Below are 20126 nucleotides of genomic sequence, written 5' to 3'. Positions count from 1 at the left end.
AGTTTTGTACGAGATTGACAACGTCCTTCGGGACTATGCCTGGGGTTCGACGACGGCGATCGCCTCGCTGCTGGGGCGTGACGAGTCGGGGCATCCGGAAGCCGAGCTCTGGATTGGCGCGCACCCCGACTCGCCGTCGGTGGCGCACCTGCCGGAGGATGGGAGCAGGCAGCCGCTGGACGCCCTGATTTCCTCCGACCCGGAGCACTTCCTGGGCGCGGAGTCCGTGGCCGCCTTCGGGCCCCGGCTGCCGTTCCTTGCCAAGATCCTTGCGGCCGCACAGCCTCTTTCGCTCCAGGTCCACCCAAGCCTCGAACAGGCACGGGAGGGTTTTGCCAGGGAAGCCCAGGCCGGCGTGGACCCGCACTCCCCCAGCCGGAACTACAAGGACGACAACCACAAACCGGAGATGATCTTCGCGCTCACGCCCTTCGAGGCGCTGTGCGGATTCAGGCCCGCGGCAGAAACCCGGACCATCCTGGAGCACGTCGCGCACGCCTTCCCCGAAGACGGGCAGCCGCGGCTGGTCCAGGCACTCCTTGAGGACCTGGCCGCCGAGGATGAAGGGGCCGGACTCCGCCGGGCCTTCGAGCGCCTGATCACGGGCGGCCAGGGCGTGGCAGAGGAAACGGCACTGGTGGTGGCGGCCCTGCTGAAGACACCGCTGGAGCCCTACCAGGCCGAGCTGGGCACGGCCATCAGCCTCAACGAGAAGTACCCCGGCGATCCCGGCGTCCTGATTTCCCTGCTGTTGAACCGCATTTCATTGAAGCCCGGTGAAGCCGTTTATCTTCCTGCCGGCAACGTGCACGCCTACCTGCACGGGCTGGGCGTTGAGGTCATGGCGTCATCGGACAACGTGCTGCGCGGCGGCCTGACACCCAAACATGTGGATGTCCCGGAACTGCTGCGCACCATCGACTTCCATCCCGTGGCCGTTCCCATGCTGGCCGCCGATACGACAGGAATGGACCAGGAACTGTTCCGTCCGCCGTTCCGTGAGTTCCAGCTGCAGCGCATCGAGCTTGGCCCCGATGCAGGACCGGTTCCGCTCGCCCAGGCCGGAGCGGCGGTGGTCATCGTCGTAGCCGGAGACGTGTACCTGGACTCCCCCAAGGGCGACCTGGCATTGTCCCGGGGCGGCAGTGCCTTCATCCCGGCCGCCGAAGCTCCCGTCAACGTCCACCGTGCGGCCGGCAGCACGGGACCGGCGCTGGCCTTCGCCGTCACCACGGGCCTCTAACCGGCGCAACCACAAGAAGAAGGGCGACGGCGGCACTTCCCGGAGTGCCGCCGTCGCCCTTGCGTGTTGGGCCCGGTCAGTTTGCCGGACGCAGTTTCCGGACCAGTGGGCGCACCCGCCCGGCTGCGCCTTTCAGCAGCTGGCGTGCCTGCTGGAGGCCCCGGCGGGCCAGCGGCATGGACTTGGCGTACGCGGGGTAGAACGGCGAGAGCGGCTTCTCCCATGTGCCCAGCAGCATGTCCTCGTGCTTGGCGAACTGCTTCTTGAAATCGGAGATGCCGTCGTTGAGCAGGCCGTTGAAGTCGTACCGGCTGCAGCCGTCCTCGCGCATGGACGTCAGTGCGGCCCATTTCACGCCGTAGTTCACGCGCTGTTTCTGCCCTTCGGCGGACACCCCGCCGTACAGCTCGAACGCCGTGGTTCCGCTGCGCGACAGCCAGGTGAACGCCAGCAGCTGCTCACCGTCGAACGCCCCAATGATCGGGGAGGCGTCACCGAGGTTCCGGAAAATGTCGCGGTAATACTGGTCCTCGTGGATACCGAAGCCCGCCCGCTCCGCCGTCTGGCGGTAGATGGCCAGCACTTGTTCCAGTTCGGACTCGTTCTTGACCTTCCGGAATTCCACGTCGCTGCGCATGGCCTTGCGGATGTTGGCCCGCGTGGACTTGGACATTTCCGCCATCAGTTCGTCATCGGACCGGGTCAGGTCAAGGATGAGGGTGCGCGGGATGAGTACGGTGTTGGTGGATTCCCGGAAGCCCGCTGCGGCGACGGCGCCGGCATAGGGGGAATCCCGGTCCCAGTCCGGTTCGATGCTGAGGGCCACGCCCCGGTGCCGGAGGGCCGCGTGCTCAGCGAGCCGGTTGAGCACTTCCTGCGTATTCTCCACGGCGCACATGGGACCACGGGGAACGTAGACCAGGGCGCGGAAGGGCGCGGGAAGCTTCCGGACCAGCAGCTGGGCAGCACCGATGGTCCGGTCCCCGGCCTTCACCAGGACCCTGTCCACCGACCAGCCGTGCATTGCCTTGGTTTCGCCCCAGCCCCAGAGCTGTTGCGGATGCCCCTGGAACTTATCGACGTTTTCGTCCCAAAGGGCGCGGTCAGTGCAGGGAACAACGGCAGGAATCATGGCTTAAACCCTATACCAACGCGTTAATGCCGAAGCCCCGGGAACGCGCTCGGCGCTCCCGGGGCTTCAGTGCCAGGCGCTGGGGGCAGGTCAGCTCTTGCGGGCGTAACCTTCCCACTTGTCGGCGCGGTGCTCGCCGTCAACGAAACGGATGGTGCCCGACTTGGAGCGCATCACGATGGACTGGGTGAGCACCTTGTCCTTGGAGTAACGCACGCCCTTGAGGAGGTCGCCGTCGGTGATGCCGGTGGCGGCGAAGTAGCAGTTGTCGCTGGAGACCAGGTCGTTGGTGGAAAGCACCCGCTCGAGGTCGTGGCCGGCGTCGAGGGCCTTCTGCTTCTCCTCGTCGCTGGTGGGCCAGAGGCGGCCCTGGATGACGCCGCCCAGGGACTTGATGGCGCAGGCCGCCACGATGCCTTCCGGGGTGCCGCCGATGCCCATGAGGGCGTCCACACCGGTGCCCGAGCGGGCGGCTGCGATGGCGCCGGCAACGTCGCCGTCCATGATGAACTTGGTGCGCGCGCCGGCTTCACGGATCTCCTCCACCAGCGGGCGGTGGCGGTCACGGTCGAGGATCATCACATTGAGCTGGTTGACCTTGACGCCCTTGGCCTTGGCAATCAGGTGCAGGTTCTGCTTGACCGGCAGGCGCAGGTCAACCATGTCGGCGGCCTCCGGGCCGGTCACCAGCTTTTCCATGTAGAACACGGCAGAGGGATCGAACATGGAGCCGCGCTCGGCAACGGCCAGGACGGCCAGGGCGTTGTTGATGCCCAGGGCGGTCAACCGGGTTCCGTCGATGGGGTCCACGGCCACGTCCACCTCGGGGCCGGTGCCGTCGCCAACGCGCTCACCGTTGAACAGCATGGGGGCTTCGTCCTTTTCGCCTTCGCCGATCACCACGACGCCGTTGAAGTGGACGGTCTGCAGGAAAGAACGCATGGCGTCGACGGCGGCGCCGTCCGCAGTGTTCTTGTCGCCGAAGCCCACCCAGTGGCCACCGGCGATGGCCGCGGCCTCCGTGACGCGGACAAGCTCGAGGGCGAGGTTGCGGTCCGGCTCGTCGTGGCCCACCGCAAGGGACGGTGAAATCGTGGAGTACTTCTGGGTCATGGACGCTGGTGACACGTGAACCTCTTCTTCGAGTGGCGATCATTGAACCCGCCTGCCGGTGCAGCAGAACGGTGATTCCTCTGCTACCGATCATAGTCGCGGCGCCGCGCCGGCGGCGGCCCGTGACGCGGCCCCGCAATGTACCCCGCCGGCGTACGGGCGTCCCCGCCAAGGCCCGAATGGAAGTGAGGCTCCGGGATGGGCGACTATAGAGGGGTGAATGACATGCAGGAAGCCACCAGTCCAAGCTCCGGCCAGGCCAAGCCCGAAGGGCGCACCGGCGCCGCCGGCAGCAGTGCGGACGCCCCGGTTAAGCCCGTCATTCCGGCGGCCGCCGCCAAGCGCGCCAACGCCTCGGTGATCGGCATGATCATTGCCCTGGTGCTGAGCATTGCGGCGTTCCTGCCCGTCGTGCTCATGAATCCGCAGCCCAAGACCGAGGGGTACCGGCCGGACATCGACGTTGCGTCGGTGGCCAGGAACGCGGCGGATGTGGCCGGATTCACACCCGTCGCGCCGGACACCGGCAACGCCTTCCGCGCGAACTATGCCCGTTGGGAGGCAGGCACCGGCAACGGCGTCCCCACCTGGGAGGTCGGCTACCTCACCCCCAAGACATCCTTTATTGCCCTGGTGCAGACCAGGAGCGCGAACCCCACCTGGCTCCTCCAGCAGACGAAGAACGCCCCGGTCACCGGGTCCCGGAATGCCGGCGGCCAGGAATGGGAACTGCGGGACACCGGCAAGGGTGAAAAGTCGATGGTGCTGAACTACCGCGGCAGCACCGTCATCCTCTCCGGCGCGGCACAACTGGACGAATTCGCGGCACTCGCTGCCGCCGTCGTCAGCTCCCTCGACAGCAACCCGGCCGTCACAGTTTCACCCTCGGCGGCCCCCACGCCGTAAGGTGGGGCCGTGACGACTAACCTGACCCCTGCACTGGCCTGGCGCCGCCTGCGCGAAGGCAACGAACGTTTCGTAAACGGCGAGTCCTCGCATCCGAACCAGAATGCTTCGCGCCGCTCATCACTGGTGGAGACGCAGAGCCCCTTCGCGGTGATCTTCGGCTGCTCCGACTCCCGGCTCGCCGCGGAAATCATCTTCGACGTCGGCCTGGGCGATGTCTTCGTGGTCCGCACCGCCGGCCAGGTGATCGATGACGCCGTCCTGGGTTCCCTTGAATACAGCGTCGGTGTGCTGAACGTGCCGCTGATCGTCATTCTTGGGCACGACAGCTGCGGCGCCGTGACTGCCACCAAGGACGCCGTGGAGACCGGCGAAATGCCGGCGGGCTTCATCCGCGACCTCGTGGAACGCATCACGCCCTCCGTCCTGACGTCCCTGCGCAATGACCAGCCCGAGGTCAATGACATGGTGGTGGAGCACGTCAAGCAGACGTCGCAGCGCCTCGCCGACAGCTCGCGTGTGATTTCCGACGCAATCGAGGGCGGCCGCACCGCCGTCGTCGGCCTTTCCTACCGGCTGGCAGAAGGCCGCGCGGACTTGGTTTACGGAATCGGAGAGCTCTAGCAGCCTGGCGCCGGCGGCCCCCCGGGCCGCCGGCGCCAGTGCCTTAACGGTTTTCGATGGGGCGCCGGATCGCCATAAGCTAGCCCCATGACTTCCACTGAAGAGTTCCGCATTGAACATGACACGATGGGCGAAGTCCGCGTCCCCGTGAACGCACTGTACCGCGCGCAGACGCAGCGGGCAGTGGAGAACTTCCCCATTTCCGGCAAGACCCTGGAGCGCACCCACATTGAAGCGCTCGCCCGGGTCAAGAAGGCCGCCGCCGAGGCCAACGCAGAACTGGGCGTGCTCGACGGCGAGCTGGCCAAGGCGATTGCAGACGCTGCAGACGAGGTAGCTGCCGGCAAGTACGACGGCGACTTCCCCATCGACGTCTTCCAGACCGGTTCCGGCACCTCCTCGAACATGAACACCAACGAGGTCATCGCCGAACTGGCCACGCGCGCACTGCAGGCCGCGGGCAGCGACAAGGTTGTCCACCCGAACGACCACGTCAACGCATCGCAGTCCTCCAACGACGTCTTCCCCACCTCGGTCCACGTGGCTGCCACCTCGGCGCTGATCAACGACCTCATTCCCGCCCTGGGCTACCTTGCCGAGTCGCTGGAGCGCAAGGCCGCTGAATTCAAGGACGTCGTCAAGTCCGGCCGCACCCACCTCATGGACGCCACCCCGGTGACCCTGGGCCAGGAGTTCGGCGGCTACGCCGCGCAGGTCCGCTACGGCATCGAGCGCATCAACGCCTCGCTCCCCCGCGTTGCCGAGGTTCCGCTGGGCGGCACGGCCGTGGGCACCGGCATCAACACCCCGGCCGGCTTCCCGGAGCGCGTCATCGAGCTGCTGGCAACGGACACCGGGCTGCCCCTGACCGAGGCCCGCGACCACTTCGAGGCCCAGGCCAACCGGGACGGCCTGATCGAGGCCTCCAGCCAGCTTCGGAACATCGCCATCTCCTTCATGAAGATCAACAACGATCTTCGCTGGATGGGTTCCGGCCCCAACACCGGCCTCGGCGAAATCGCCATCCCCGACCTGCAGCCCGGCTCCTCGATCATGCCCGGCAAGGTCAACCCGGTCATCTGCGAGGCCTCCATCATGGTGGCCGCCCAGGTCATCGGCAACGACACCGCCATCGCCTGGTCCGGCACCAACGGCGCCTTCGAGCTCAACGTCGGCATCCCGGTGATGGCCGCCAACCTGCTGGAGTCCATCCGTCTGCTGGCCAACACCAGCCGCGTCATGGCGGACAAGATGATCGACGGCATCACCGCCAACGTGGAGCGCGCCCGCTTCCTGGCCGAGGCCTCCCCCTCCATCGTCACGCCGCTGAACAAATACATCGGCTACGAGAACGCCGCCAAGATCGCCAAGACCGCCGTCAAGGAGGGCCTGACCATCCGCCAGGCCACCGAGAAACTCGGCTTCGTCGGCGACGGCGACGGCAAGGTCTCCGAGGCCGACCTGGACAAGGCACTGGACGTCACCACCATGACGGCACCGGCCCACAAGGCCTAAGTCCCCACCGCCTCCAGGACGCCCGACGGCGGCCGGCACCCTTCGAACGGAAGGTGCCGGCCGCCGTCGGACTTTAAGCCCCTGGGAACCCGGCCCCGCCGGATTCCCAGTAAACTTGCACTAATCACTATTGAGTGCAAAACTTTACTTTGTGTCTGATAGTGCAACTTCTGAATCCGGGCTGCGGCAGCGGAAACGTGCCGCCACCCGCGGTGCCATCACGGCTGCGGCCCGGGCCCTCACGGCAGAACACGGCCTGAACGGCTACACCGTGGAGGAAGTGTGCGGGGCCGCCGGCATCTCCCGCCGGACCTTCTTCAACTACTTCCCCACCAAGGAAGACGCCATTATCGGTCACGCCGAAGATGACATCCCGGCCGACGTCATCGAAGAATTCGTCGCCGGCGGCGCGGACTCCCCGGGCGGCGAAATCTCGGCCACCCTGTTCCGTGACCTGGTGAGGCTCTCCCTCCGCCTGGCCGAGGGCATGGCCGCGTCCGAAGAGGAAACCCGCCAACTGATCGGCGTGGTCCACAAGGAGCCGCAGCTCATCCTGAAGATCATCGGAGTCACCGAACAGCGGGAGGCCCAGTTCGCCAGGGACGTTGCCCGCCGGGAAGGCGTGGCCCCGGACCACCCCGTCGTGCAGATGGCCGTCGTGCTGCTCAGCACCATCGCGCGCAAGAGCAGCATGGCGTATTTCTCCGACGGCAACACCCGCAGCTACCGGGACCTGCTGCTGGAGAACATCGCAGCCGCCAGCCTCCTGTTTTCCCAACCGTTCGACATCCCGGATACCACCGCCGCAAAAGGACAACCATGAGTACCGCCACCGCCAAGGCGCCTGCAGGACCGCTCCTGCTGACCCAAAAACGCATCTGGATCATCTTCTCCGCACTGATTGCGGGCATGCTCCTCTCCAGCCTGGACCAGACCATCGTCTCCACCGCGATGCCCACCATCGTGGGCAAGCTGGGCGGCGTGGAACACCAGGCCTGGATCACCACCGCCTACCTGCTGGCCACCACCATCGTCATGCCCATCTACGGCAAATTCGGTGACATCCTGGGCCGGCGCAACCTCTTCCTGGTGGCCATCGCGCTCTTCACGCTGGCCTCCGTGGGTTGCGCCCTTGCCACCGATTTCTGGGGCTTCGTCATTTTCCGCGCCATCCAGGGCCTGGGCGGCGGCGGACTCATGATCCTTTCCCAGGCCATCATCGCCGACATCGTGCCCGCCAAGGAGCGCGGCAAATACATGGGTCCCCTGGGTGCCATCTTCGGCCTCTCCGCCGTGGCCGGCCCGCTCCTGGGCGGCTTCTTCGTGGACCACCTCACCTGGGAATGGGCCTTCTACATCAACATCCCCGTGGGCCTTGCCGCCTTCGCCATCGCCTGGTTCGCCCTGACACTCCCCAACAAAAAGGCGGAAAAGCGGATCGACATCCTGGGCGTCATCCTGCTCTCCGCCGCCACTACCTGCCTGATCTTCTTCACCGACTTCGGCGGCAAGAAGGACGAAGGCTGGGATTCGCCGCTCACCTGGGCCTTCGGCGCCGGCCTGGTCGTCTCTGCCGCCGCGTTCGTGATGGTGGAGCGCCGCGCCGAGGACCCCATCATTCCGCTGAGCCTGTTCCGGAACCGGATCTTCATCAACGCCACGGCGATCGGCTTCACCCTGGGGCTGGGCATGTTCTCCGCCATCGCGTTCGTTCCCACCTTCCTGCAGATGTCCTCCGGGACCTCCGCTGCCGAATCAGGCCTGCTGATGCTGCCGATGATGGCAGGCCTCATGGGAACCTCCATCTACTCGGGCATCCGGATCTCCAAGACCGGCAAGTACAAGCTGTTCCCCATTCTGGGCGCCGCGCTGACCATGGCCGCCATGCTGTGGATGACCACCCTCGCAGCCAGCACGCCCATCTGGGTGATCTGCCTCCAGCTGTTCGTCTTCGGTGCCGGCCTGGGCCTGATCATGCAGGTAGTGGTCCTGGTGGTCCAGAACTCCGTGCCGGCGGACCAAATTGGAACCGCCACCAGCACCAACAACTACTTCCGCGAGGTGGGGGCGGCCATGGGTGTTGCGGTGTTCGGCTCGATTTTCACCACCCGTCTTTCCGAGGCGCTGACCAATGCCTTCACGGGTGCAGGAGCTTCCGCCGAGCAGGCAGGGCAGTCCACCCGGACCCTGGATCCGCAGGCGTTGAGCCAGCTCCCCGAACAGCTGCGGGACGCTATCGTGAATGCCTATGCCGATTCGCTGGCACCGGTGTTCTGGTACCTGCTGCCGTTCATCGCCGTTGCGCTGCTGCTGGCCATCACGCTGAAGCAGATCCCGCTGTCGGACACCGCCGGCATGGTGGCGCGCGGCGAGGCCGTGGGCGGGGAGGAGGCGGAGCGGCTGGCCGCCGGGCTCGCCGGCACGTCCGCCCCCGGTCGCGAAACCGGGCCCGCTGCCGGCGTAAAGGACGACGACGGCGAGTTGGTCTCCCCGGGCCGGTGACGCCTGCCGGACACCGGGCTTGGCCGCGGCAGCTTGGCTGCCCACGCCCCCGGGAACGCACGCCGGCGGACGACCACCGGCGTGAATGGCTGCAGGGCCGCCGCAATCTTGGGGGTTGCGGCGGCCCTGTGGCCGTTACCCGGCCTTTCCCGGGCGGTGGCGGTTGGATTCGGCCGGTGGCGTCAGGGTTCGAAATGGACGGCGCCGGAGGGCGCGAGGGCCTGGCGGATACTGGTCAAGTGGCCGGGCATGAGTTCGGGAAGGTCGTCCACGCTGAACCAGCCGACGGCCAGGGACTCGTCGTCGTTGACCCTGGCCTCGCCGGAAACGTAGCGGCAGAGGAACACCACGTCCAGGAACTCGCAGACATCCCCGTTCGGGTAGGTGACCGGCCCCACCGCGCCAACCGACACCACGCGTTCCGGTTCGGCCACCACAGCTGTTTCCTCGAAGATTTCCCGGACCAGCCCGCGTGCAGGCTGCTCCCCCGGGTCCAGCATGCCACTGACGAGGGCCCACTGCCGGTTGTCCGACCGCTGGGCCAGCAGGATCTTCCCGCCGTCATCCACCACCACGCCCCGGACCCCTGGGACCCAGATGGGATCGTTGCCGATCTTCTCGCGCAGTTTCAGGACGTATTCGGGAGCAGGCATACCGCCAGCCTACCGAATGGCCCTGGCCGCCGGCGGCCAGGGCGACCGCTGCCGGTAGGCCAGGCACTGGACCCTCAGGCGGGCAGCAACATGGCTGCAGCGGCTCCGGCAAGCATGAACGGGCCGAACGGGATGGCCGACTTCAGGGTGCTGCGCCTGGCCGCCAGGAGGGCAATGGACCATAGGCCGCCGAGCAGGAAGGCCAGGAAGGTTCCCGCGAACAGGTGCCCCCAGCTGAGGTACCCAAGGTACATTCCGAGCACTCCGGCCAGCTTCACGTCACCGAAGCCCATGCCGGGAGGATAGATGAAGCGCAGGATGAAGTAGAAGAGCCACAGGATGGCGCCGCCGGCCACGATGCGGAAAGCCGGTGCGGCGATAAGGCCCCCCGGCGTCACGCCGGCAGGTTCAGGGCCGGCCCATGCCACGGCGGCGGCCGCCAGGAGGAGGACCCCGGCCACGGCATAGGACGGGAAGACAATCCGGTTTGGCAGCAGGTGGTGCCGGACATCGATGATGGTGAGCCGGACTGCCATCACCGCGAAATACAGGCAGGCGGCCAGGACCAGCCAGAAGGCGGGCGGGGTGTGCTGCCACAGTTCACCGAGTCGTCCGATCACCCCTCGGATGCTACTGGATCCACCCATCCCAGCCCCAACGACGCCGCGTAAGATGTGGATATGTCCACCTGGGACTCCCGGCGCCGGCCTGTTCCGGGCCTTCCTGCAGCATCTGCCGGCGTTGCGGCTTCCGCGGACCTGGCCGCCACCTTCCGGAACCTGTGCCGCTCTTCCCCCTGGAAGTGGCAGTCGCTGCGGTTTGAGTACTGGGACCGGGCCTTTGATTCTGCACCCGCGCCGGGCGCACCCTTCGTGCGCGCATGGCTCCGCCGTCCGGGTGCGCTCCGCCTCGAAAGCCCTGGCGGACTTGTCCTGCACACCACCACAGGAATCAACGATTCCAGGGATGTCCTCTACGTGAGTGCCACCCGCAAGTCCTGGCTCCTCCCGCCCTCTTTGGTCACTCCCGTCTACGACGGCGATGGGCTGGTACGCCGCCGGCCGGAAGCGGCTTACGGCGAACCCGGGTTCGGCAACGGCCGGTTTTCGGCTGCGCTGGACCCTGTGGAGCTTGCGGGGAACGCTCCCGTGCCCATCGAGTTCCCCGGCAGCAACGCCCTGGACCTCCGGGAGGTCCGGTACGCCGGGCACGAGGGCCGTCCTGCCCTTGAGGCAGTCGCAGTCCCGAACGTGGCCTACCGGCCCACGGATCCGGCCGCCCCCCTTTGCCTTCCCGGCATGTCCCGCCTCCGAATCGATGCAGCCACCGGAGTCTGCGTGTCCAGCCAGTCATTGGAAGAGGCAACCGGGGAATATGGCCATTGGATCCATATCATCGCCGTGGACGAGTACATGCCCGATGACCTGTTCCTGGCCGAGTCCATGAACCCGACGGACGTCCGCCGGCATGTCAGCTGGGACATCCCGGCCTGAGGGTGACAGGTACCCGCGGCAGCGATCGGCTAGGCTTCGCGGATGACTTCCATGAGCCCCATCTGGCCGCTGTTCGACCTCAGGCTTGCATCTCCCCGGCTGGAGCTCCGTCCCATCACCGACGAGGACATCCCGGCGGCCGTGGCCGCGGCCCGGGAGGGAATCCACCACGCCGGCAAGAATCCGTTCAGCACCCCCTGGACCGAACTGCCCCACGATGAATTGGGTCCCAACATGGCCCGCTGGTACTGGCGCTGCCGCACGGAGTGCAGCCCCGAAAACTGGACCCTGCTCCTCGGGATCTGGCATGGGGGCCAGTTCGTCGGCTGCCAGGACGTTGGTGCCAAAGACTTCGCAGCCCTCCGGACGGTCACCACCGGTTCCTGGTTGAAGCAGACCGTCCAGGGGCGGGGCCTGGGCAAGGAGATGCGGGCCGCCGTCGTCCTCTGGGCCTTTGACTGGCTGGGCGCGGAGGTTGCCGAGTCAGAGGCGGCCGCCTGGAACAGCGCCTCCTTGGGTGTGTCCCGTTCCCTCGGCTACGAACTGAACGGCATCTCCCGCAAGGTATGGGGCAAGGAAGTCCAAACCGTCCAGCACGTCCGCCTCACCCCGGAAACCTTCAACCGCCCGGACTGGAAGCTGAAGGTCAACGGCCACGAGTCAGCAGCGAAGTTCCTCGGCGTGCGCTGAGTGCCTGTCCGTGGCTGGGTCCGCCGGGCCACGGTCCTTCTCCGTCGCTTAGACAGAGCGCATAGGGCCACCTTCGGTCGCTGGGCGACCTGCGGCGTCCGATGCGCCGCGATGCGCTCCTGCGAGAAGGGCCGTGACCCGGCTTGTGGCTGTCCATGCGTGGAGGTGCGCCTCTGCACAAGTCCGGACGGGGCCACAGACACGCACAAAGGGCCGTGGCCCGGCGAACCCGGCCACGGCCCCTTTCCTCGGCGACTTAGCCTTCCAGAAGCTCCGTCACCAGTGCTGCGATCGGCGAGCGTTCGGAGCGGGTCAGGGTGACGTGGCCGAAGAGCGGGTGTCCTTTCAGGGTTTCGACGACGGCGGCGATTCCGTCGTGGCGGCCGACCCGGAGGTTGTCGCGCTGGGCGACGTCGTGGGTGAGCACGATCTTGGAGTTCTGGCCGATGCGGCTCATGACGGTCAGCAGCACGTTCTTTTCCAGGGACTGGGCTTCGTCGACGATCACGAAGGCGTCATGTAGGGAGCGTCCGCGGATGTGGGTGAGGGGCATGACCTCGAGCATGCCGCGGTCCATGACCTCCTCCACCACTTCCTGGCTGACCAGGGCACCCAGGGTGTCGAACACTGCTTGGGCCCAGGGGTTCATCTTTTCGGATTCCGAACCGGGCAGGTAGCCGAGTTCCTGGCCGCCCACAGCGTAGAGGGGCCGGAACACAATGACCTTGCGGTGCTCGCGGCGTTCCAGCACCGCCTCAAGGCCGGCGCAGAGGGCAAGGGCCGACTTGCCGGTGCCGGCCCGGCCACCAATGGACACGATGCCCACCGCCGGGTCCATCAGCATGTCGATAGCCAGCCGCTGCTCTGCCGAGCGCCCATGGAGGCCGAACACATCCCGGTCTCCCTTGACCAGGCGGACCTGTTTGTCCGCGCCTACCCGGCCGAGGGCAGAGCCGCGGTTGGAGAGCAGGACCAGCCCGGTGTTGACGGGAAGTTCGGCTGCCGCGGGGATGAAGACGGGTTCGTGGCCGTAGAGGGTGGAGATTTCCTGTTCGTCCGCTTCGATTTCGGCAACGCCCGTCCAGCCGGAGTCCTTGACCAGCTCGTTGCGGTACTCGTCGGCGGTCAGTCCCATGGCGGACGCCTTGACCCGCATGGGCAGGTCCTTTGAGACAACCGTGACGTTCCGTCCCTCGTTGGCCAGGTTCTTGGCCACGGCGAGGATCCGGCTGTCATTGTCCCCGCTGCGGAAGCCCAGCGGCAGGACCTCTGCGGAGATGTGGTTGAGTTCCACCATCAGCGTGCCGCCCTCGTCCCCAATGGGGAGGGGCTGGTTGAGACCGCCGTGCTTGACCCGAAGGTCGTCCAGGAGCCGAAGGGCCTTGCGCGCAAAGTACCCAAGTTCCGGATCGTGGCGTTTGGCTTCGAGTTCGGTAATGACCACAACGGGAACAACCACCTCATGTTCGGCGAACCGCAGCAGTGCCCGGGGATCGGAGAGCAGGACGGAAGTGTCAATGACGAAGGTGTGGATGTCGGCTTCCCTTCCGGAGACAGCAAAACCGGCCGCAGCTTCAGATGCTGCGCCGGTTTCAATGGTGGCTCGCTCGGCGCGAGAGGTAGCTTTTCCGCCCTGTCCAACCAGGACCTCGGGCAGTTTTTCAGAAGTAGCCACATCGACTCCAGCCCCGGGCACCAGCCCGGAATTGTTATTGGTGAGGCGGCTCGGCCAGGAGGCCGGGTCCGGCCTCCCATACAACCGGTGCGATGTTTCGCTCCATGTACTGGCCTCCCCGATCAGCCGGCGGTTTTGCCTGCTGATGCTTATAACGTAAATCCATTCGGGGTAATTTCCGCAACCATTTCCCGGCGATTTTCCTTGCCGGTGTGTGAACTCGTTATGAACCGGGAGCTTCAGGCGCCAAAGCGGCGCTGCCGGCCCGCGTAGTCACGCAGGGCGCGGAGGAAATCAACCTTGCGGAAGGCGGGCCACAACGCCTCGCAGAAGTAGAACTCGGAGTAGGCGCTCTGCCACATCAGGAAGCCCGAAAGCCGCTGCTCCCCTGAAGTCCTGATGACCAGGTCGGGGTCCGGCTGGCCGCGGGTGTACAGGAAGCGCGAGATGTCATCAACGCAGAGGTCATCCGCCAGCTTGTTGATGTCCATCCCCTTGGCTACGGCGTCGTGCAGGAGTTCGCGGACGGCGTCGACGATCTCACGGCGGCCGCCGTACCCCACGGCCACATTGACGTGGATTTTCTCCCGCACAGGGGTCCTGGCCGTGAGCTTGTTGAGCCGTTCGGCCAGGTAGTCCGGCAGCAGTTCGGGGGCACCCATGGCATGCACGGAGATGTTCGCGTCCTCGTCAAGCCGGTCCAGGGTGTTGGCGATGATGCCCATCAGGAGGTCCAGTTCCTCGCTGGAGCGGTTCATGTTGTCGGTGGACAGCATGTACAGCGTCACCACTTTGACGCCCAACTCCTGGCACCAGCCAAGGAACTCGTGGATCTTGTCGGCGCCGGCCTGGTGGCCTTGGCTGGTGGGGGCATTGAACTGCTTGGCCCAGCGCCGGTTGCCGTCCACCATGACGCCGATGTGCCGGGGTATCCGGTCGCGCGGCAGGTCCTTGAGCAGGCGGCGCTCGTAGAAGCCATAGAGGAACCCGGGCAACTCCACGCGTCCACTCACCTGACTTTCCTGCCGTACGTACATCCACATCCTAGGCTACCGCCCGGGAGGACCGGTCACCGGCAGCGGCCCCTCCGCCCACGTTCAATCTTGTTACTAGCCGGTAACCTACTGCTCCGTAAGTTATTCTGGTGCCATGAACAGCGACTCCCCGCAGGCCATCCCCGCGCCGCAGCCGGAGGACCCGGACGCGCGCACGGACCAGGGAACCAGCGTCGTGGATGATGCGGCCGTACGGCTGGCTGAACTGTTGATGATCAAGCCGAAGTGGCGGGGCTGGATCCACACGGTGACTGCCCCGCTCGCCCTGGTGGCCGGCATCATCCTGGTGGTGCTGGCACCCACGGCGGACCGCAGGATCACCACCGCCGTCTATGCCGCAACCGGCGTCTTGCTGTTCGGCGTCAGCGCCGTCTACCACCGGGGCAACTGGTCGCCCAGGGTGAAGCTCGTCCTGAAACGGCTGGACCACACCAACATCATGCTGGTGATCGCCGGCACCTATACGCCGCTGGCCTGGACACTCCTGGAACGCCCGCAGGCCGTGGTGCTCCTGTGGGTCATCTGGGCCGGAGCCATCCTTGGCGTCCTCTTCCGGCTGCTGTGGACAGACGCGCCGCGCTGGCTCTACGTTCCCATTTACATAGCCCTGGGCTGCGGGGCACTGTTCTACCTGCCGCAGTTCTTCCAGGCCAGCATCCCCGCCGCCGTGCTGATCTGCGTTGGCGGCGTCCTGTACATCGCGGGGGCGGTCTTCTACGCGCTCAAGAAACCCAACTTCAGCTACAGCCATTTCGGGTTCCACGAGCTGTTCCACGCCTTCACCGTGCTTGCGTTCGCGGCCCATTTTGTGGCTATCGCCCTGGCCGTCCTGGACTAGGCGGGCTGCACCAGCAGGGCGGGATCGCGGCCGCCCGCAGACATGGACGGCCCGGCAGGGCATTTTCCTGCCTGTAGTGGCGTGGACTGCCCAGGGAACGCCGGTTATTCGCGCGGCGCCCCGCCTGCCGCCGGCCCTTCTCCGTTGGTGCCGGGCGCTGCCTGGCGCGTGCCGCCGTCGAACCCGTTCCGGCCGTCGAGCCCGTCCTGCGCGTCCGCGGCATCCACATCCGCCGCAGCGGCTGCCGCCAGGCGCTCCTCCTCCACCTGCGCACGGTAGCGCACGCGGCGGATGCGGCGCACCATGTCGACGATGAGCAACGCGGTGGCCACCACGAAGAATGCCGTCATGATGAATCCCAGCAGGCCCGGGGTGACCTGGTCCTCGGAAATCCCTTCCCGCAACGTGGGCGTGGGCAGCGGAGTGGGGGTCGTGGCGAGGCTGAGGAGCAGAGAATGCACGGTTGAAACCTTCTGGTGGAACGGATGCAGCAGGAAGCGGGCGGGACCGGCCGTCGCCGCGCCTATCTTCTACACGGGATAGAAATAGCCTGCCGGTCTATCTTAGCCCCGCGAACAGGTCCTTTTCGGGAAGCTCGGAAGGCACCCGGGAATGGATCAGCGAGTAGTCTTCCCACGGCCACGCGCGGCGCTGCATCTCGGGCGAGACGGCAAAGAAGAATCCCAGGGGATCCACCTGGGTCCGGTGGGCCCGCAAGGCGTCGTCGCGCACCTCGAAAAAGTCGCCGCAGTCTATCTGGGTGGTGGTGGGATGCTTTGCCGGCGGAGGGGTATGCCCCTCCGCGTCGGCCTCCAGCCATGCGGCCAGGCGCTCGGCATACGGCGACTGCAGGCCTGCCTCCTCCAGTGCGAAATGCAGGGAACGGAAACGCTCCGGGCTGAAGGCGCGGTCGTAGTACAGCTTGCTCGGCTCCCAGGCCTCCCCCGTCTCGGGGTAGCGGTCCGGATCACCGGCGGCTTCAAAGGCCTCCACGGCCACCTTGTGCGCCATGATGTGGTCCGGGTGGGGATAGCCGCCGTTCTCGTCATAGCTCAGGATGACGTGCGGCTTGAACGAACGCACCAGCCGGACCAGGGGCGCGGCAGCCTGGTGCAAGGGCAGCGTCGCGAATGACCCGGCGGGCAGCGGCGGCAGCGGATCACCTTCGGGAAGGCCCGAGTCAACGAAGCCGAGCCACCGCTGGCGGATGCCCAGGATGGCGGCGGCACGCTGCATCTCCAGCCGGCGCGCACCGGCCATGTCCCGTTTAGGATGGGGTTCGCCTTCCACCGCGGGGTTCTGGATGTCGCCGCGGGACCCGTCCGTGCACGTGGCTACCAGGACATCCACGCCGGCTGCCGCATACATCGCCATGGTCGCGGCGCCCTTGCTGGATTCGTCATCCGGGTGGGCATGGACCGCGAGCAGCCGGAGCGGCGCCTGGGAGTTGCTGGACGCTGTCATGGTGGAGACGGCTCCTTATTCTTCTTCTGCGGTGGGGGCAGCTTGTGGATGGTGTGGTGCGGGTGCCCTGCCAAGCCGGCGGCCGCAGCCACCGCAAAGCGCCGGCGGAAAGGGCACTAAACTGGTCTGGTGACTTCCCCGGACCAGCCGGCCCATCCCGCGCCCGCAGACACTAGCCTAGCCAATCGGTATGGTGCTAAAAAGCGCCGGCTCTCCCCCGCCGCCGCCCGGGCTGCCGTCGCCGTGGCGCTGGTCGCGGGAATCGGGTTCCTGGCGTGGGTGACCACCTCGAACTCGCTGTCGGGGGTCACGTTCAAGGATGTGGGCTACAGCACCACGGATGCCACCCTCGCCGAGGTGGACTTCCAGGTGACCCGGGAACCTTCCAACCCCGTCAAATGTGCCGTGAAGGCACTGGATTCGAAGTTTGCCGTGGTGGGCTGGAAGGTAGTGGACATTCCGCCGACAGCTGCGGATGGGACGGCCGACGGCGGCAGGACGGTAGCCCAGCGCGTCACCGTGCGCACGGAGTCGGAGTCCGTGTCCGGCGTGGTGGACAGCTGCTGGATTCCTGACGCGTCCTCCTGACGCGTGTGATGTGCGACGCACCCCTGTTGGGTTATCTCCAGAGGATTGACTACAATGGAGAGATACCTTTACCCCGCTGAGCTGGTTACTGTTCCACAAGTGGCCACCGTGGCGGGGTCTTTTGCATGTAGGACCACTAGAGGAGAAGTCCGTGTCTACCACCAACAGCGCATCTGCAGCCTGGCTCACCCAGGAAGCTTTTGACCGCCTGAAGGCAGAGCTGGACCACCTTTCCGGCGCAGGCCGGGCGGAGATCGTCCAGAAGATTGAAGCAGCGCGGCAAGAGGGGGACCTCAAGGAAAACGGGGGCTACCACGCGGCCAAGGAGGAGCAGGGCAAGATCGAGGCCCGCATCCGCCAGCTGACGGTGCTGCTCCGTGACGCCCATGTGGGTGAAGCGCCTGCCGATGACGGCATCGTGGAGCCCGGCATGATCGTGGTTGCCAGGATTGCCGGCGACGAAGAGACGTTCCTGCTGGGTTCACGCGAGATCGCCGGCGACTCTGACCTGGATGTCTTCAGCGAAAAGTCTCCGCTGGGAGCAGCCATCCTGGGCCACAAGGAGGGCGAGACCCTCAGCTACGCCGCACCGAACGGCAAGGACATCACCGTGGAGATTCTCTCCGCCAAGCCCTACGCTGCCTAGCGCCACCCTGCCGGCACCACTGAAGCCGAAAGCGGCGGCCGTCCCCTCGGGGCGGCCGCCGCTTTTCGTTTAAGTACTGCCTGGGCCTCAACTGCCTGACATCCAGGCTCCTGCGCAGGGGGCGCCGTCAGGTTCCCCGCACTACCGCAGTGTTCCGTGGACGGAGCAACAGGGCGGCAATGATGCCACCCGCTGCGCCGCCCAGGTGCGCCTGCCAGCTTACGTAGCCGGCCACGAAGGGCAGCGCTCCCAGCAGGATGCTGCCGTAGCCCATGAAGAGGACCACAGCCAGCAGGATTTGCCGCCAGCTGCGGTTGAAGAACCCGCGCACCAGCAGGAAGGCGAAAAGCCCGAACACCAGGCCCGAGGCACCCACGGTGACGCCATTCCCGATGAGCCAGACGGTGAGCCCGCTGCCCAGCCAGCTGAAGGCCAGCGCGGTGAGGAAAACGCGGAGCCCGGAGAGGAACACCAGGAAGCCAAAGATGACCAGCGGCAGGCTGTTGGAGAGGAGGTGGTTCAGGTTTGCGTGCAGCAGCGGGAAAGTGAAGATGTCCAGCAGCCCGTCCGGGCTCCGGGGCCGCAGGCCGAAGGTCCGGATGAGAGCTCCCATCATCAGGCTGTTCACCACCTCAATGGCGAACAGCAGGGCCACGAAGCCGCCCAGAACCACGAGGCCGCCCTTTGCGCGGGAGGCAATGTCCTGCCGCGCAGGCCGGCCGTTACCCATCAGTCCCGCCACCGCAGCTCCTAGTGCACGACGATTGGCTGGAAGCCCTCGGCACGGAGGGCGCTGAGGACCTGCTCACCGTGCTGGTGCCCCTTGGTTTCGAGGTTCACGGTGATTGAAACATCGCCCATGCTGATGGAACCGCCCACCCTCGTGTGGTCCAGGCCGGTGACGTTGGCGTCGTTCTCTGCAATGATGCGGGCGATCGTTGCCAGCGAGCCGGGCCGGTCGTCAAGCATCATGCGGACGGTCATGTAGCGGCCTGCGGCTGAGAGGCCGCGCTGGATCACTTTCAGCATCAACATGGGATCGATGTTTCCGCCGGAGAGCACCGCTACGGTGGTTCCGGGATTTTCGATCTTGCCGTCCATGAGTGCTGCCACGCCCACGGCCCCTGCGGGTTCAACCACCATCTTGGCCCGTTCCAGCAGGAAGATCAGTGCACGGGCCAGGGAGTCTTCGCTGACCGTGACGACGTCATCGACGAGTTCCCGGATGATACTGAAGGGCAGCTGCCCCGGCCGGCCCACCGCGATGCCGTCCGCCATGGTGGAGACCTTCTTCAGCGGCACCAGGGCATCGGCGGCAAGCGACGGCGGGTAGGCGGCGGCGTTCTCCGCCTGAACCCCGATGATCCGGATCTCCCGGCCAAGTTCCCTGGCGCGCGCCTTGATGGCGACGGCGACCCCGGCCAGGAGGCCCCCACCGCCCACACCCATGAGCACGGTGTCCACGTTGGGCACCTGCTCGAGGATTTCCAGGCCCACGGTGCCCTGGCCGGAGACGACGTCCACGTTGTCGAAGGGATGCACGAAGACCATCCCGGTTTCGTTGCTGTAGCGCTGGGCTTCCGCGAGCGCCTCGTCCACGTTGTGTCCGTGCAGGACCACTTCCGCGCCGTGGCTGCGGGTTGCAGCCAGCTTGGGCAGCGCCACTCCCAGGGGCATGTAGATGCGGGCCTTGATGCCCAGGCTCTTGGCAGCAACGGCAACACCCTGTGCGTGGTTGCCGGCCGAGGCAGCCACAACTCCGCGCTTCTTCTCGTCCGCGGAAAGCCGCGCCATCCTGACGTAGGCGCCGCGCACCTTGAACGAGCCGGCGCGCTGCAGGTTCTCGCATTTGAAGTAGACGTCACCGCCTACCAGGCCGCCCAGGGCCCGGGATGATTCCACGGGAGTGCGCGCAATAATCCCGTCAAGCAGCTTCTGCGCCTCAAGGACATCGTCCAGTGTGACGGGAAGGGTTTCAAGGATCTTCAC

Annotated in this window: 21 protein-coding genes; 11 read left to right on the top strand and 10 right to left on the bottom strand. The window is 66.3% G+C overall.

Annotated elements, in window-relative coordinates; all coding sequences use genetic code 11:
• Positions 1-4: 4 nt before the first annotated feature.
• Complete coding sequence (gene manA, locus PUN71_RS08345; RefSeq protein WP_277798026.1) at positions 5-1243, top strand: mannose-6-phosphate isomerase, class I; 1239 nt, start codon at positions 5-7, stop codon at positions 1241-1243.
• 76 nt (positions 1244-1319) lie between these two features.
• On the opposite strand, the gene PUN71_RS08340 is transcribed toward manA, so the two are convergent.
• Both PUN71_RS08340 and glpX read right to left on the bottom strand, forming a co-directional pair.
• Positions 1320-2375, bottom strand: coding sequence for a lipid II:glycine glycyltransferase FemX (locus PUN71_RS08340; RefSeq protein ID WP_277798025.1), 1056 nt, complete (start codon positions 2373-2375; stop codon positions 1320-1322).
• A 90-nt stretch (positions 2376-2465) separates the two neighbouring features.
• Positions 2466-3488: a class II fructose-bisphosphatase gene (gene glpX, locus PUN71_RS08335; protein WP_205622291.1), complete on the bottom strand. Its 1023-nt coding sequence runs from the start codon at positions 3486-3488 to the stop codon at positions 2466-2468.
• A 225-nt stretch (positions 3489-3713) separates the two neighbouring features.
• On the opposite strand from glpX, the gene PUN71_RS08330 reads away from it, so the two are divergent.
• The 5 genes from PUN71_RS08330 (at position 3714) to PUN71_RS08310 (ending at position 9035) form a co-directional block, all read left to right on the top strand.
• Positions 3714-4394, top strand: coding sequence for a DUF4245 domain-containing protein (locus PUN71_RS08330; protein WP_277798078.1), 681 nt, complete (start codon positions 3714-3716; stop codon positions 4392-4394).
• A 9-nt stretch (positions 4395-4403) separates the two neighbouring features.
• Positions 4404-5018 (top strand): carbonic anhydrase, encoded by a 615-nt coding sequence (locus tag PUN71_RS08325; protein WP_043454963.1) that lies wholly within the window; start codon positions 4404-4406, stop codon positions 5016-5018.
• 87 nt (positions 5019-5105) lie between these two features.
• Positions 5106-6533: a class II fumarate hydratase gene (locus tag PUN71_RS08320; RefSeq protein ID WP_277798024.1), complete on the top strand. Its 1428-nt coding sequence runs from the start codon at positions 5106-5108 to the stop codon at positions 6531-6533.
• Between the two features lie 151 nt (positions 6534-6684).
• On the top strand, positions 6685-7356 hold the full coding sequence (locus PUN71_RS08315) for a TetR/AcrR family transcriptional regulator (RefSeq protein WP_277798023.1): 672 nt from the start codon (positions 6685-6687) through the stop codon (positions 7354-7356).
• Positions 7353-9035, top strand: coding sequence for an MDR family MFS transporter (locus PUN71_RS08310; protein ID WP_277798022.1), 1683 nt, complete (start codon positions 7353-7355; stop codon positions 9033-9035). The genes PUN71_RS08315 and PUN71_RS08310 overlap by 4 nt, the downstream gene beginning before the upstream one ends.
• A 182-nt stretch (positions 9036-9217) precedes the next feature.
• Here the strand turns inward: PUN71_RS08310 and PUN71_RS08305 are convergent, their stop codons facing one another.
• Together PUN71_RS08305 and PUN71_RS08300 are read right to left on the bottom strand one after the other, a co-directional pair.
• On the bottom strand, positions 9218-9688 hold the full coding sequence (locus PUN71_RS08305) for an NUDIX hydrolase (protein ID WP_277798021.1): 471 nt from the start codon (positions 9686-9688) through the stop codon (positions 9218-9220).
• Between the two features lie 74 nt (positions 9689-9762).
• Entirely contained in the window at positions 9763-10308 is a 546-nt protein-coding gene (locus PUN71_RS08300; protein ID WP_277798020.1) for a prepilin peptidase, read from the bottom strand.
• A gap of 60 nt (positions 10309-10368) precedes the next feature.
• Between PUN71_RS08300 and PUN71_RS08295 the strand changes: the two genes are divergently transcribed.
• Together PUN71_RS08295 and PUN71_RS08290 are read left to right on the top strand one after the other, a co-directional pair.
• A complete protein-coding gene (locus PUN71_RS08295; RefSeq protein WP_277798019.1) occupies positions 10369-11181 on the top strand; it encodes a hypothetical protein in 813 nt (270 codons plus the stop codon).
• 42 nt (positions 11182-11223) lie between these two features.
• On the top strand, positions 11224-11871 hold the full coding sequence (locus PUN71_RS08290; RefSeq protein WP_277798018.1) for a GNAT family N-acetyltransferase: 648 nt from the start codon (positions 11224-11226) through the stop codon (positions 11869-11871).
• Positions 11872-12127: 256 nt separating this feature from the next.
• Here PUN71_RS08290 and phoH2 read toward each other — a convergent pair whose 3' ends face one another.
• Entirely contained in the window at positions 12128-13546 is a 1419-nt protein-coding gene (phoH2, locus tag PUN71_RS08285; protein WP_277798017.1) for an RNA 5'-3' helicase PhoH2, read from the bottom strand.
• A gap of 239 nt (positions 13547-13785) precedes the next feature.
• Positions 13786-14547: an isoprenyl transferase gene (locus tag PUN71_RS08280; protein WP_043455018.1), complete on the bottom strand. Its 762-nt coding sequence runs from the start codon at positions 14545-14547 to the stop codon at positions 13786-13788.
• Between the two features lie 148 nt (positions 14548-14695).
• Here PUN71_RS08280 and trhA point away from each other — a divergent pair, with 148 nt between their 5' ends.
• A complete protein-coding gene (gene trhA, locus PUN71_RS08275) occupies positions 14696-15439 on the top strand; it encodes a PAQR family membrane homeostasis protein TrhA (protein ID WP_436976214.1) in 744 nt (247 codons plus the stop codon).
• Positions 15440-15543: 104 nt separating this feature from the next.
• On the opposite strand, the gene PUN71_RS08270 is transcribed toward trhA, so the two are convergent.
• Positions 15544-15900, bottom strand: coding sequence for a hypothetical protein (locus PUN71_RS08270; protein WP_277798016.1), 357 nt, complete (start codon positions 15898-15900; stop codon positions 15544-15546).
• Between the two features lie 97 nt (positions 15901-15997).
• A complete protein-coding gene (gene mca / locus PUN71_RS08265; protein WP_043454993.1) occupies positions 15998-16903 on the bottom strand; it encodes a mycothiol conjugate amidase Mca in 906 nt (301 codons plus the stop codon).
• A gap of 129 nt (positions 16904-17032) precedes the next feature.
• On the opposite strand from mca, the gene PUN71_RS08260 reads away from it, so the two are divergent.
• Together PUN71_RS08260 and greA are read left to right on the top strand one after the other, a co-directional pair.
• Positions 17033-17491 (top strand): DUF4307 domain-containing protein, encoded by a 459-nt coding sequence (locus tag PUN71_RS08260; RefSeq protein WP_043454991.1) that lies wholly within the window; start codon positions 17033-17035, stop codon positions 17489-17491.
• 151 nt (positions 17492-17642) lie between these two features.
• Entirely contained in the window at positions 17643-18137 is a 495-nt protein-coding gene (gene greA, locus PUN71_RS08255) for a transcription elongation factor GreA (RefSeq protein ID WP_043454990.1), read from the top strand.
• Positions 18138-18264: 127 nt separating this feature from the next.
• Here the strand turns inward: greA and PUN71_RS08250 are convergent, their stop codons facing one another.
• Both PUN71_RS08250 and ilvA read right to left on the bottom strand, forming a co-directional pair.
• Positions 18265-18879 (bottom strand): rhomboid family intramembrane serine protease, encoded by a 615-nt coding sequence (locus PUN71_RS08250; protein ID WP_043454989.1) that lies wholly within the window; start codon positions 18877-18879, stop codon positions 18265-18267.
• A gap of 8 nt (positions 18880-18887) precedes the next feature.
• Positions 18888-20126: a threonine ammonia-lyase gene (gene ilvA / locus PUN71_RS08245; RefSeq protein ID WP_277798015.1), complete on the bottom strand. Its 1239-nt coding sequence runs from the start codon at positions 20124-20126 to the stop codon at positions 18888-18890.

Source organism: Arthrobacter sp. NQ7, assembly GCF_029581595.2.
GTDB lineage: Bacteria > Actinomycetota > Actinomycetes > Actinomycetales > Micrococcaceae > Arthrobacter > Arthrobacter phenanthrenivorans_B.
This window is presented reverse-complemented; position numbering and strand designations above follow the sequence as displayed.